Genomic DNA, 13,414 nt, shown 5'->3' on the forward strand with positions numbered 1-13,414 from the left:
AACCATTCAGAATAACATACCTCTAAAACAATTTTAATAAAACGGTTTACCAAATTACAGTTTTGGAACCATTCAGAATAACATACCTCTAAAACCTCGGAAAGTTTTTCCGACATTTCGTAATCGCAGTACTCGTTCCTAGCAGAACTTCTATTCTGATGGTTCTTTTCTTAATTTCATAATAATTCTTAAGTAAGGAAAAAGCAAGTCTATTTTTCATTTAATCATTTCTCAAAAATAAAAAAGCCTTGCTCACAAGGAGCAAGGCAATTCTATTTATTTAAATGTTCCATACTTATCTGCATTTTTACTATTATCTGCACTAGCTTGTCCAGCGCATGCCCAAGCTAAACGACCAATCGAGCGCATATACTGCACCCACACGTAACCGTCACTAAACGCTACGCGACGATAGTGAACAGATTCTCCATGTGTCAGCTCAGCAATTTGGGTTGCACTGACTTTCGGTGTGTATTTAATAGCCACGGTTGTTGTAGCAGTGAACACACCTTTTTCAGCGTATTGCCGATCTGGCTTTTTGTTCCTGTTGACGTTGATGGTTTAGGTGTACTTGATGAAGATTTAATATTTTTCATTTGATTCAAAACAGCAGTTGAACACGTACTTAAATCTAGATTCCCACTGATGCTAGAAAGTTTGTCTTTGCTCGCATACTGCCACAAATAAAAATTCGGAGATTTTTTTTGAGGGGTAAAAAAATCCCCGAAAAATCCCCGAATGATTTCACTTTTATTCCTTTTTAGTGATTTCCTAAAAAACAAAAACCCGCTATTACCAACGAATAGCGGGTTTTAAAAATCATTAAAAATCAAAATTTCTTACTGATCTTTTTTAACTTGGCTCATAACTTCTTCAACAAAGTTATCTTCTTTTTTCTCGATTCCTTCGCCAACTTCGAAACGCACGAACGATTCAACAGTTGCACCGTGTTTCTTCGCGTATTCACCAACAGTCACGTCAGGATCTTTAACGAATGGTTGATCAAGAAGGGAAATTTCACTTAACCATTTTTTCAAGCGACCTTCTACCATTTTTTCAACGATGTTTTCAGGTTTTCCTTCGTTTAGCGCTTGTTGTGTTAATACTTCTTTTTCATGCGCAAGTTCTTCTGCATCTACATCTTCGCGAGAAATGTATTTTGGATTAATTGCAGCAATATGCATTGCAATATCTTTCGCAACTGCAGAATCTGTTGTGCCTTTAAGAAGAACAACAACACCAATACGTCCGTTCATATGGATATATTCGCCAAACGCACAGTTTTCACCTTTTTCAGTGATATCGAAACGACGAAGTGAAATGTTTTCGCCAATTTTTGTAATCGCTTCTGTAATATATTCTTGAACGGTTACACCGTCTTCAATTTCAGTTTTAAGCGCATCTTCAAGACTCGCTGGACGAACTGCTAACAAGTGGTTTGCAAGTTTTTCAACAAGTTCTTGGAAGTTGTCGTTTTTCGCTACAAAGTCTGTTTCAGCGTTAACTTCAAGAACAATCGCATGCTTGTCGTTACTTACTACATGTGTCATTCCTTCAGAAGCAATTCGGTCAGATTTCTTCGCAGCTTTTGCAATTCCTTTTTCACGTAAAAGATCGATTGCTTTTTCCATGTCGCCGTCAGTTTCAACTAGCGCTTTTTTACAATCCATCATTCCAGCACCTGTTTTTTCACGCAATTCTTTTACCATTTGAGCTGTGATATTTGCCATTTTTTATTTCCCTCCAATAAAGTACTTTTAAAAAAGGTGATAAGCATATCCTCTTATCACCTTTTTGTGTATTTCAACAAAATTAAGCTTCTGTTGTTCCTTCAGTTTCAGTTGCTTCTTCAACTTGAGTTTGTTCAACAGGCGCTTCTACGTTTTCTTCACCTTGGTTCACTTCAATGATCGCATCAGCCATTTTTGCAGTAAGCAATTTAACAGCACGAATTGCGTCATCGTTTGCAGGGATAACATAATCGATTTCATCAGGATCACAGTTAGTATCTACAATACCGATGATCGGAATATTTAATTTGCGAGCTTCTGCAACCGCAATACGTTCTTTACGAGGATCCACGATGAAAAGTGCATCTGGAAGACCCTTCATATCTTTAATTCCGCCCAAGAAACGTTCAAGTTTTTCTTGTTCTTTCTTCAAAAGAACAACTTCTTTTTTAGGAAGAACTTCGAAAGTACCGTCTTCTTCCATTTTTTCGATTTTCTTAAGGTGTTTGATACGTTTTTGGATTGTTTCAAAGTTTGTAAGTGTTCCACCTAACCAGCGGTGATTTACAAAATATTGGCCAGAACGTTCTGCTTCTTCTTTAACAGATTCTTGCGCTTGTTTTTTAGTACCAACGAAAAGAATAGTTCCTCCGTCAGCAGCTACTTCGCGCATGAAGTTGTAAGCTTCGTCTACTTTTTTAACCGTTTTTTGTAGGTCGATGATGTAAATTCCGTTACGTTCCGTGAAGATGTATTTTTTCATCTTAGGATTCCAACGGCGTGTTTGGTGTCCAAAATGTACACCGGCTTCTAACAATTGTTTCATTGAAATAACAGGCATGTTATTCCCTCCTATTGGTTTTATTTTGCGGACAAATCCGCCCTCCGTATGGGTCATTCAACCGAAAGACTTAAAAGTTAAGCACCCTTTCACTCGTCACCATACGTGTGTATTAACACTGCCCTTAACTATAGCATAAACAGCCTTAGACGTCAATAACTATACTCCTATTAGTGAATCTCTCCAGCACCTTACTACTTACGAACAAACTAAATTATAATTTAGGTATTAATTAAGTTTGTAGCAAATATAGTTGCTACAAATATCCACCTATATAACAGACGAATCTATTATCCATACGAAAGATTTTCTTCCATGTTTTGAAATCACAGATATGGCTCACACTCTCACTAAAATTGGACCAGGAACGGTCATTTTAAAGCGATCATCGAATGCGGCAACGCGCATGATTTGGAATACTATTGCATCGAGCATGCTCAAAGTCTTACTGCCTTTTTAAATGTCTATAAAAACAATCAAGCGCATGCCCATTAACGGGCACGCGCTTGATTGTTTTTTATTCTTTAGTTAGCGACAATGTTGACTAGTTTTCCAGGAACTGCAATGATTTTGCGGATAGTTTTTCCATCAAGTTCAGCTTGGATTCGCTCGTTTGCTTGCGCAAATTTTTCAAGCTCATCCTTTGGCATTGATTTCGAAACGACCGCTTTTGCTTTCACTTTTCCGTTAACCTGCAAGACAATTTCTGCTTCATCTTCTACAAGTTTACTCTCATCAAATTGTGGCCACACTTCGTAGGAAATCGATTCTTCATGTCCAAGAATCGACCAAATTTCTTCTCCAACGTGCGGTGCAATCGGAGCAAGCAACTGGATGAAACCTTCTGCATATTCACGTGGAACAGTTTCTGCTTTGTAAGCTTCATTCACGAAAATCATGAGTGCAGAGATCCCCGTGTTGAATCGAAGTCCCTCGTAGTCTTGCGTCACAGTTTTCACCATCTGATGATAAGCTTTTTCAAGTTTGCCATCATTTTCAGAAACGACTTTTGGTGCTAATTCGCCTGTTTCACTGACAAACAAACGCCAAACTCGGTCCAAGAATTTACGCGCTCCTTCAAGCCCATTTTCACTCCAAGAAATGGAAGCATCAAGCGGTCCCATAAACATTTCATAGAGACGCAAAGTATCTGCACCGTATTTCTCTACGACTTCATCTGGATTCACCACATTGCCACGCGACTTCGACATTTTTTCATTGTTTTCCCCAAGAATCATGCCTTGGTTAAACAATTTTTGGAATGGCTCTTTTGTTGGAACCACGCCAATATCGTATAAGAATTTATGCCAGAAGCGCGCATACAACAAGTGAAGCACTGCATGTTCAGCCCCGCCAATATAGACATCTACCGGAAGCCATTCACGAAGCTTTTCTTTATCCGCAATTTCAGTTTTGTTGTGCGGATCGATATAGCGAAGGAAATACCAACTTGATCCAGCCCATTGTGGCATCGTATTGGTTTCACGGCGTCCTTTCCTGCCAGAAGCGTCTTCCACACTCACCCAATCTTCCAAGTTCGCAAGCGGTGATTCCCCTGTGCCAGATGGCTTAATTTCCGTTGTTTTCGGAAGAAGGAGTGGCAGCTCTTCTTCAGGGACAAGCGTTGTTTCTCCGTCCTCCCAGTGAATAACAGGAATCGGTTCTCCCCAGTAACGTTGTCTGCTAAATAGCCAGTCGCGCAACCGGTACGTGATTTTCCGTTTCCCAGCTCCTTCCGTTTCAAGCCATTCCGAGATGACACGAATTGCTTCCTCTTTATCTAACCCATCAAGAAAACCAGAATTCACATGGACTCCGTCACCAGAATAGGCTTCTTTTTCGACGTCGCCCCCTTTTACTACTTCAAGAATCGGCAAGTTAAACTGTTTGGCGAATTCGTGATCGCGTTCGTCGTGCCCCGGCACCGCCATAACAGCACCCGTCCCATATTGAATCAGCACATAATCAGCAATCCAAACGGGAATTTTTTCGTTTGTCGCAGGATTGATCACATAAGCCCCTGTTGCCACGCCCGTTTTTTCTTTCGCTAGATCCGTTCGTTCTAGTTCACTTTTTAGTTCGACTTGCTTCTTATAAGCTTCAACAGCTTCTTTTTGATCCGCAGTCGTAATTTGTTCGACCAGTTTATGCTCGGGCGCTAAAACTACATACGTTGCGCCAAAAAGTGTATCCGGACGAGTTGTAAACACGTCAATCTGTTCACCGCGGCCATCCACTTGGAAGCTAACTTCCGCGCCTTCCGAGCGACCAATCCAGTTGCGCTGCATGTCTTTGATATTTTCTGGCCAGTCTACAAGTTCCAAATCGTCAATCAAACGATCAGCATAAGCCGTGATTTTAAGCATCCACTGCCGCATAGGTTTACGGTAAACAGGAAAGCCGCCACGTTCACTCTTCCCATCAATGACTTCTTCATTGGCTAGTACCGTTCCAAGCGCCGGGCACCAGTTAACAGCGACTTCTGCTTCATAAGCAAGCCCTTTTTCATAAAGTTTCTCAAAAATCCATTGTGTCCATTTATAATAGTCAGGATCTGTTGTATTCAGTTCGCGATCCCAGTCATAAGAAAAACCAAGCGATTTAATTTGTCGTTTAAAGTTCGCAATGTTTTCTTCCGTAAATTCGGCTGGGTCATTTCCCGTATCAATCGCATATTGTTCAGCAGGAAGACCAAACGCATCCCATCCCATTGGATGAAGGACGTTATAGCCTTGCGCTCGCTTCATGCGTGACAAAATATCCGTCGCTGTATAGCCTTCCGGATGCCCCACGTGAAGTCCTGCACCTGAGGGATAGGGAAACATATCTAGAGCATAAAAGTTTTCTTTTGACGCATCCTCCGTTGTTTTGAAGGTTGCTTTGTCATCCCAAATTTTTTGCCATTTTGGTTCAATTTCTTTGTGGTTAAAAGTCATCTTCTGTCCTCTCCTTTTCTTCTTCATTCATAAAACTAAAACGAATCGTTTGAACAAGAAGCAAAAAAACCTCTCGTCCCATAGCTAGAACAGCCATGGGACGAGAGGTTTTCTCCCGCGGTACCACCCAAATTAGTGAATACTTCACTCAACTTCTTGATCCTTAACGCGGACAACGTACGATTTATAAAAAGGCAAGTTCATCCAACTTATCGGTCAGCTTTCACCAGCCGCTGACTCTCTTTTATTTCCCAAGTTTTGGATTACTACTCCTTTAGTCGTTTTCATGTTCGATTAAGAACCATTGTAGCTGATTTCTACTCTTTTGGCAAGACCGTTTGCTTTTTCATTAGCGGGTAAAGCAAGAAACCGACAAGGAAGAGACCTGCACTTAGAAGGAAAATCGTTAAATTTTCAGTGCCGCTTTTCATGATCCACAGACTGTAACCTAAAGCTAGAATAGCAATGATTCCGTCAGCCACGCGCTTGATGAGTTTTGAGCTTTCATAAGTACTTCCCGTAACCACGAGTTTCAGTTGGAAAATAGGTGAAATAAAATATTGAATCAAAAAAGCAAGCGTAGAAACTTTAACAACGAAATCATAAGCTACCGCAATATCACCGGAAAGCGTGGAACAAATAAAGAACTGCGAAGCAAGACAAGTAAGCACGAGCGAACGAATCGGGGTGCCATTTTTATTCACTTTGTTTAGGAACGGAAGGAAAATTCCTTTTTTCGCTGCTTGATAAGGAGCTTCTGCACTCATCATCACCCAACCGATCGCAGACCCAAATAAGCAAATTAAAGCAAGAACCGCCATAACAGCAGAACCGCCACTTCCGATCACTGAATTTAACGCATCTGCAAGCGGACTTGCGCTACCAATCAGTTTTTCTTTCGGAATAAGTCCTAACGCTAAGATGGAAATTAAGCTGTATAGCATGACCGCAACAACTAGTCCCGTAATGGTGGCTGCTTGAACGGTTTTGCCAGACTTTGCACGGCCGGAAAACATCAAAGCTGATTCGATTCCGATGAACGCCCAAAGCGTCACAATTGCAGCACTATTTACTTGTGAAAGTAAGCCTTCTTTTAAACCAGCGCTATTATAAACCGGGTGATAAAAAGCACCCATTTTAGCAGACTGGAAAGAAAAAACGGCAATAATGATGAAAAGGAAGAAGCCTCCTACTTTCGCAATTGTTGCCAACAAGTTGATTTTCCCTGCTCCACTTACGCCTTTTGAAATGATAAAGGCAATCCCCCAAAGTAAGACGGTACATACGGCGAAGGTCAGCGCCTGACCTTCTGTAATCGTGAATCCCCCGATTTTCACAAAAGAATCGCGACTATTTAAAATCGGGAAAAAAACGGATAAATAGCCAGCGAAAGAGGTAATGAGCGAGACGTTCCCAGCCCAATTGGCCACCCAGTAACTCCATACGGCAATAAATCCTGCGATTTGTTTAGCTTTTGGACGATTAAAGAAGGCATACGCATGACTTTGTGCACCGCTTGTTAAATCTGGTCGTTTGACGGCTAAGTTGCCGAACACAAGCGCGATCATGAGGACACCGGCACCAGTGAAAATCCAAGCTAGCAATGTTGCAAGCGGACTTGCCACTTCGGCCATTTGTCTCGGAAGCATAAAAATCCCAGATCCCATCATGTTTCCGATCACGAGGGCTGTTAATACGAAAAAGCCCATTTTTCTTTGCTTTGTCATCTGTGTATGCACTCCTTTTTATATTTTAGTGTATTAGCACTTTACCAAGTGAAAGTGTAATTATAATATCAAAATTATTTTTATTCGTCAACTTAAATATATGGTAAACTAGAAGCAATGAATTTAAAGGAGTCTGAAAAAAGTTGAAGAAAGAAAATCCATTTCCTTATAGTCTCGATAATAAACGCTATCACACTTGGAATTACACACTTAGACAAGAATTTGGCATGAAGATTTTTAAAGTCGCGCTTGATGGTGGCTTCGATTGCCCGAACCGAGATGGCACTGTTGCGCGCGGTGGCTGTACCTTTTGTAGTGCCGCTGGATCAGGTGACTTTGCTGGTGATCGAAATTTTGATTTATCCGCGCAATTTGCTGAAATTCGCGACCGGATGCACCATAAATGGAAAAATGGCAAATATATCGCTTTTTTCCAAGCGTTTACGAATACTCATGCTCCCGTTGAAGTGCTTCGTGAAAAATATGAAGTGGTTTTAAAAGAAGAAGGTGTCGTCGGGCTTTCCATTGCGACACGTCCCGATTGCCTTCCAGATGATGTCGTGGATTATCTTGCGGAATTAAATGAACGAACTTATCTTTGGGTAGAGCTCGGCTTGCAATCGGCTCACGATGAAACAGGGAAGTTAATCAATCGCGCCCATGATTATGATTGTTACCTTGAAGGTGTGCGTAAACTGAAAGAGCGAGGCATTCGCGTTTGTACCCACATTATTAATGGTCTTCCGAAAGAAACGCCTGAAATGATGCTTGAAACAGCTAAAAAAGTGGCGGAAAGCGGTGTAGAGGGAATCAAAATTCATTTGCTCCACTTGCTTCGTGGTACGCCAATGGTGGAAGATTATAAACGCGGCGATTTAACATTTTTAACGCAAGAGGATTACGTGAAGCTCGTTTGCGATCAACTTGAGATTTTGCCGCCTGAAATGGTTATTCACCGAATCACAGGAGATGGCGGTGTGGATGATTTAATTGGTCCGATGTGGAGCTTAAATAAATTTGAAGTGTTAAATGAGATCGATCAAGAACTAATTTGGCGAGATAGTTACCAAGGGAAAAAAATTCGCCAAGGTGCACGTATGAATTTAGAAGGCATTCTTTCCTTTAGCCATCAGCTCTTAAAGAAAATTGTTTTTCCAGGGGATGTTGTCATTGATGCCACTTGTGGGAATGGTCACGATACTCTTTTCCTTGCACAGCTCGTTGGACCAAATGGTAAGGTTTACGCTTACGACATCCAACAAGCCGCTATTCAAAATACGCAAGCGCGACTTGGCGAAGCTTCTTGCAAAGATCAGGTTGTGCTCTTAAAAAAGAGTCATGCAGAAATTGCTGCCGATGTCAGTGAGCCTGTGCGAGCGGTCATTTATAATCTCGGCTACCTGCCGGGAGGCGATAAATCGATTACAACCCTTGAAGAATCGACGCTTAAAAGCATATCTGCCGCACTTGAAAAACTCGTCCCGGGTGGTCTTGTCATTTTGGTGGTCTATCACGGCCACGAAGCAGGAAAGCTTGAAAAGCAAGCGGTCTTAAATTATGTTTCCCTTCTTCCCCAAGAAAAATTTAGCGTATTGCAATATGGTTTTATCAATCAGCGTAATCAGCCACCATTTGTTGTGGCCATTGAAAAACGCTAAAAAAGGCCCGAAAAAAGGAAAGTCTCCTTTTTTCGGGCCTTTTTACATATAAGTGGTATTTCAGGCAGTTTCTAATCAGCGTTTAAAAACTCAATTTCTTGTTTCATCGTCAGTGGGAAAATTTCTAACTTTTCATTATTCAAATCAGCTTGATGTAAGCTGACACATTTAATTCTGCGGTTATCGTATTCACAGAAATAATAGCGTAGAGAAGTCGTACACATCGCTGTCATATAGACAGTATAATCATTGTGCCCATTTTGATGAATCACGGCTCCTTTTGGAATTTCAACTGGAGCTAACATATGGAATATTTGCGTAACCCCATCGATTTCATTTTTAGGCTCGCTTGCATAAAATTTCATGTAGGCGGTCCGTAAGAAACGAGACGGTGGCGTATAGTCACCAGGGAGACCAAAAGTGCCACTTCCTTGCCCAAATGGTGAAAAAGTTTTCGTTGTAGTTTGGATTGGTTCTTTGGATCTTGGATTCACGCCAATATAGTTGCGTAAATTGGCTTCATGCCACTTGTAATTGGGGCTATTGGTCATCACGCCGACTGTATCTTGATGGATCTTAATGCCATCTGCATCAGGTTCAACAATAATCGATCGTCCTGTTCCATCTGAAAAGATATAATGAAGTGGTGGCACAACCCCTAAAATGGAATTGCTTTCGTTAATGATCTCAATCGTTTCAAAAAGTGCAATCGCTTCATCTAGCGAGCCAGCGTTTGCCAAGATATAACTCACTACTCGAAGCGGATTTACGCCACCTCTTGCATCTTTTTTCTCGGTATAAGTCGCAAAACCTGGATAATAAAGTGTTGCCCCTGCCAAGCCTTTCTCATTAATTCCATCATAAAAAATAGGAAATTGTAATTTATATGCCGCCATTCCTAAAAAGGCATACTTTCCTTTGCGAAGTTCATTTTGTCTAACTTCCATTTCATAGTTTCGTGGTACAATGACAACCCCACTGTCAGTGTACATCGAAAAATCCATTGTTCTTGATAAAAATTGCGCATTGTCTTCTGTTCCAAATGTAAAACTACTACATCCTAGCATAAATCTAATTCCTCCTTTATGCTTATTCTTTACCCCGTTTTCTGGCCTTTCTAAGTCAAAAAAGCGCGTTTCAAAACGAAAATATTGGTTTTTTAATCCCTTCTCTTGCGACTTAAAACAAAAAAATAAGCCGCTAGCAACAAAGGGCTATCGACTTATTTAAAACAACGTTATGTTTATTTAGTAAAATCGTATTTTTCTTCTACATAAATTGAATACCAAATCATGAAGATCACAACCGTCCAAATTTTACGGCTATAATCATGTTTTCCAGCACAGTGATCTTCTAACAAACCAAGTACATATTTCTTGTTAATCAAATGATCTGTAGCCGATTCATGAATAATATTTTTGACCCATTCGTTCATTTCCGCTTTTAACCAGTGACGGATTGGAACAGGAAAACCTAATTTACGACGATTAAGCACGTGTTCTGGAACAAAAGTTTCAGCTGCTTTCCGTAAAATGTATTTGGTCGTCCCATTCGTCGTTTTCAGTGAAGCTGGAATTTCTTTAGCTACCCCAAAAACTTCTTTATCAAGGAATGGCACACGAACTTCAAGTGAATGCGCCATCGTCATCCGGTCAGCTTTCAGTAAAATATCGCCACGCAGCCACGTGTGAATATCAATATATTGCATCCGTTCTACTGGGTTATAATCTTTTGTTTCCTCATAAAATGGCTTCGTGATATTTGTATAATCATTCCCTTCTTCGTAGCGTGGAAGTAAAATCCGTTTTTCGGCTTCTGTAAACATTTTGGCATTTCCGATGTAGCGTTCTTCCATCGGCGTTGTCCCGCGTTCAAGAAAACTCTTACCACGCATCCCTTCAGGCATCACTTTAGCAACGCCACTTAGCATGGACTTAAAGACACCCGGCATTTTATTGAACATCGAAAGTGAATTGGGTTCGTTATAAATATTATAACCACCAAAAAATTCGTCTGCTCCTTCCCCAGAAAGCGCAACGGTTACTTGTTTTCTTGCTTCACGTGCAAGGAAATAAAGTGGGATCGCCGCAGGATCTGCAAGCGGATCATCCATATGCCAAACAATTTTAGGAAGCTCCTTCATATATTCTTCTGGTGTAATCACGTAACTGATGTTTTCTACCCCTAGTTTATCAGCGGTTTCTTTCGCGACATCAATTTCACTGAATCCTTCACGTTCAAAACCAACAGAAAACGTTTTAATCGCCGGATGATATTCTTTGGCAATTGCCGCAATAATCGACGAATCAATACCACCAGAAAGGAACGAACCTACAGGAACGTCCGAACGCATGTGCACCTTAACGGAATCATATAAGACGTCACGAATTTGTTTGATAAACGTATCTTCTGATTTTTGAACAGGCGCAAATTCAGGTTTGTAGTACTGCGTAAATGCCATTTCTTCGCCAATTTTTTTCGTAAAATAGTGACCTGGAAGCAAGCGTTTCACTTCTGTTGTTAGTGTGTCAGGTTCTGGAACAAATTGATAAGTCATATAGTTTTGTAGTGAAACTTCATCTAGACTTTGATTTTTAAGCGCATGAAGAATAGATTTCTTTTCAGAAGCCAGATACAAATTACCATCCTCTTCTGCATAGAAAAACGGCTTAATTCCAAACGGATCACGTGCTCCGTAAACACTATTTTCTTGTTTATCCCAAATCACAAATCCAAACATTCCGCGCAAATAGGAGGCAGCTTGTTCTTTATATTTCGCATAAGTCGCAATAATAACTTCCGTATCACTTTCCGTTTCAAAAGTCATACCTTCATTTTTCAGCTTTTCGCGTAATTCTACATAGTTATAAATTTCTCCATTGAAAATAATCCAGTAGCGTTCATCTTCATACGTAAGCGGTTGATGGCCATTTTCAACATCAATAATACTCAGTCTTCTAAAACCAAATTGAATATGCTCATCCGTATAATATCCTTCATCATCCGGTCCACGGTGAGTAATCATATCATTCATTTCTTTAAACGTTTGTTTTTCTTCACCTGTAATTTCAGCAATGCGGTCATGAACGCATCCTACAAATCCACACATTGAGACATTTCTCCTCTATCTGATTTTTCATTAATTCACAGTTTTACACAAAGATTATCATAACATAAAGCGGCCTGCTTTGCACGGTGAATTGCTACGCTCAAAAAAGAAAACGCCAAACAAACGCTGGCGTTCCTTTTCTTTATTTTTCTAAAAAGCGTTTTAAATCATCGACTTTATCAGTTCGTTCCCAAGGCAAGTCGAGATCGTGTCGTCCAAAGTGTCCAAATGCCGCTGTTTTACGATAAATCGGTTGTCGTAAATCAAGCATTTTGATAATCCCCGCTGGTCGTAAGTCAAAGTTTGCGCGTACCGCTTTTGTAAGATCCTCTTCACTGTAAGCACTCGTTCCATAAGTTTCGATTGAAATCGAGACAGGATGCGCAACTCCGATCGCATAAGCCAGCTGCACTTCTGCTTTTTTAGCCAGCCCCGCAGCCACAATATTTTTAGCCACATAGCGAGCCGCATATGCCCCAGAACGGTCTACTTTCGTTGGATCTTTTCCAGAAAAAGCGCCTCCGCCATGACGTGCATAGCCGCCGTAAGTATCGACAATAATTTTCCGTCCCGTAAGTCCTGCGTCCCCTTGTGGACCACCAATTACAAATCGGCCAGTTGGATTAATAAAATATTTGGTTTTTTCATCAAGTAGAGCAGGATCAATGACTGTTTGAATGACTTGTTCATGCATATCTTTTGCGATCGTTTCTTGAGCAATATCCGGATGATGTTGTGTTGAAATAACCACCGTATCGATTCTTGCTGGTTTATTTTCTTCATCGTACTCCACCGTAACTTGCGTTTTCGCATCGGGACGAAGATAATCCAGTGTCCCCTCTTTACGGAGTTCCGCAATTTTTCTTGCTAATTTATGGGCAAGCGAGATCGGAAGTGGCATAAGTTCTTCCGTTTCATCCGTCGCAAAGCCAAACATTAAGCCTTGGTCTCCAGCGCCAATCGCTTCAATTTGAGCATTTTCATCTTCTTCCCCACTTCTTGCTTCAAGCGATTCATCTACCCCTTGTGCAATATCTGGGGACTGCTCATCAATTGCCGTTAATACGGCACAAGTTTCTGCATCGAAGCCATACTTCGCACGAGTGTATCCAATTTCTTTAATGGTTTCCCGTACAATTTTAGGAATATCCACATAAACTGACGTTGTAATTTCGCCAGCCACAAGTACAAGTCCTGTTGTCACCGTGGTTTCACATGCCACGCGCGCATCCGGATCTCTTGCAATAATCGCATCCAAAATCGCATCTGAAATTTGATCGGCAATTTTATCCGGATGTCCATCAGAAACAGATTCTGATGTAAACAAATGACGCTTTGCAGTCATTCTTGTATCCTCCTTTTATTCTCTACCATTCGCGTGCAGCAAAGAAAAAAGCCTTTTCTCTAAGTTTT

At 40.8% G+C, this 13,414-nt stretch carries 10 protein-coding genes, 1 pseudogene and 1 other annotated feature; of the genes and pseudogenes, 3 read left to right on the top strand and 8 right to left on the bottom strand.

What is annotated here, in order from left to right:
* Positions 1-276: 276 nt before the first annotated feature.
* The 3 genes from HCK02_RS07950 to rpsB all read right to left on the bottom strand — a co-directional run bounded on the left by HCK02_RS07950 (position 277) and on the right by rpsB (position 2,571).
* On the bottom strand, positions 277-558 hold the full coding sequence (locus tag HCK02_RS07950; protein WP_167629623.1) for an SH3 domain-containing protein: 282 nt from the start codon (positions 556-558) through the stop codon (positions 277-279).
* Positions 559-839: 281 nt separating this feature from the next.
* Positions 840-1,730, bottom strand: a complete 891-nt coding sequence (tsf, locus tag HCK02_RS07955) for a translation elongation factor Ts (protein WP_167629600.1) — start codon at positions 1,728-1,730, stop codon at positions 840-842.
* A gap of 82 nt (positions 1,731-1,812) precedes the next feature.
* The gene (gene rpsB / locus HCK02_RS07960) at positions 1,813-2,571 is read right to left on the bottom strand and encodes a 30S ribosomal protein S2 (protein ID WP_167629601.1); all 759 of its coding nucleotides are present in this window, start codon (positions 2,569-2,571) and stop codon (positions 1,813-1,815) included.
* Between the two features lie 253 nt (positions 2,572-2,824).
* Here rpsB and HCK02_RS07965 point away from each other — a divergent pair, with 253 nt between their 5' ends.
* Positions 2,825-3,031 carry a hypothetical protein gene (locus HCK02_RS07965; protein ID WP_167629602.1) on the top strand — a complete coding sequence of 69 codons (207 nt, stop codon included), beginning with the start codon at positions 2,825-2,827 and terminating at the stop codon, positions 3,029-3,031.
* 64 nt (positions 3,032-3,095) lie between these two features.
* Here the strand turns inward: HCK02_RS07965 and leuS are convergent, their stop codons facing one another.
* Together leuS and HCK02_RS07975 are read right to left on the bottom strand one after the other, a co-directional pair.
* The gene (gene leuS, locus HCK02_RS07970; protein ID WP_167629603.1) at positions 3,096-5,507 is read right to left on the bottom strand and encodes a leucine--tRNA ligase; all 2,412 of its coding nucleotides are present in this window, start codon (positions 5,505-5,507) and stop codon (positions 3,096-3,098) included.
* A 93-nt stretch (positions 5,508-5,600) separates the two neighbouring features.
* Positions 5,601-5,790: a binding site (T-box leader), on the bottom strand.
* 34 nt (positions 5,791-5,824) lie between these two features.
* The gene (locus tag HCK02_RS07975; protein WP_167629604.1) at positions 5,825-7,234 is read right to left on the bottom strand and encodes an amino acid permease; all 1,410 of its coding nucleotides are present in this window, start codon (positions 7,232-7,234) and stop codon (positions 5,825-5,827) included.
* Positions 7,235-7,377: 143 nt separating this feature from the next.
* On the opposite strand from HCK02_RS07975, the pseudogene mnmL reads away from it, so the two are divergent.
* A pseudogene (mnmL, locus tag HCK02_RS14100) lies at positions 7,378-8,310 on the top strand (tRNA modification radical SAM protein MnmL/YtqA); the annotation flags it as partial.
* Between the two features lie 21 nt (positions 8,311-8,331).
* On the top strand, positions 8,332-8,892 hold the full coding sequence (gene mnmM, locus HCK02_RS14105) for a tRNA 5-(aminomethyl)-2-thiouridylate-methyltransferase MnmM (RefSeq protein WP_246215557.1): 561 nt from the start codon (positions 8,332-8,334) through the stop codon (positions 8,890-8,892).
* 71 nt (positions 8,893-8,963) lie between these two features.
* Here the strand turns inward: mnmM and HCK02_RS07985 are convergent, their stop codons facing one another.
* The 3 genes from HCK02_RS07985 to metK all read right to left on the bottom strand — a co-directional run bounded on the left by HCK02_RS07985 (position 8,964) and on the right by metK (position 13,346).
* Positions 8,964-9,959, bottom strand: coding sequence for a choloylglycine hydrolase family protein (locus tag HCK02_RS07985; RefSeq protein ID WP_115752646.1), 996 nt, complete (start codon positions 9,957-9,959; stop codon positions 8,964-8,966).
* Positions 9,960-10,135: 176 nt separating this feature from the next.
* Positions 10,136-12,001 carry an asparagine synthase (glutamine-hydrolyzing) gene (gene asnB / locus HCK02_RS07990; protein WP_167629606.1) on the bottom strand — a complete coding sequence of 622 codons (1,866 nt, stop codon included), beginning with the start codon at positions 11,999-12,001 and terminating at the stop codon, positions 10,136-10,138.
* 142 nt (positions 12,002-12,143) lie between these two features.
* The gene (metK, locus tag HCK02_RS07995; RefSeq protein ID WP_167629607.1) at positions 12,144-13,346 is read right to left on the bottom strand and encodes a methionine adenosyltransferase; all 1,203 of its coding nucleotides are present in this window, start codon (positions 13,344-13,346) and stop codon (positions 12,144-12,146) included.
* Between the last annotated feature and the right edge of the window lie 68 nt (positions 13,347-13,414).

This window comes from Listeria valentina (assembly GCF_011800755.1).
Classification (GTDB): Bacteria; Bacillota; Bacilli; order Lactobacillales; family Listeriaceae; genus Listeria; species Listeria valentina.

Coding starts and splice junctions, on each gene's coding strand:
- tsf (WP_167629600.1), bottom strand. CDS start 1,730: ATGGCAAATATCACAGCTCAAATGGTAAAAGAATTGCGTGAAAAAACA.
- rpsB (WP_167629601.1), bottom strand. CDS start 2,571: ATGCCTGTTATTTCAATGAAACAATTGTTAGAAGCCGGTGTACATTTT.
- leuS (WP_167629603.1), bottom strand. CDS start 5,507: ATGACTTTTAACCACAAAGAAATTGAACCAAAATGGCAAAAAATTTGG.
- HCK02_RS07975 (WP_167629604.1), bottom strand. CDS start 7,234: ATGACAAAGCAAAGAAAAATGGGCTTTTTCGTATTAACAGCCCTCGTG.
- mnmM (WP_246215557.1), top strand. CDS start 8,332: ATGAATTTAGAAGGCATTCTTTCCTTTAGCCATCAGCTCTTAAAGAAA.
- HCK02_RS07985 (WP_115752646.1), bottom strand. CDS start 9,959: ATGCTAGGATGTAGTAGTTTTACATTTGGAACAGAAGACAATGCGCAA.
- asnB (WP_167629606.1), bottom strand. CDS start 12,001: ATGTGTGGATTTGTAGGATGCGTTCATGACCGCATTGCTGAAATTACA.
- metK (WP_167629607.1), bottom strand. CDS start 13,346: ATGACTGCAAAGCGTCATTTGTTTACATCAGAATCTGTTTCTGATGGA.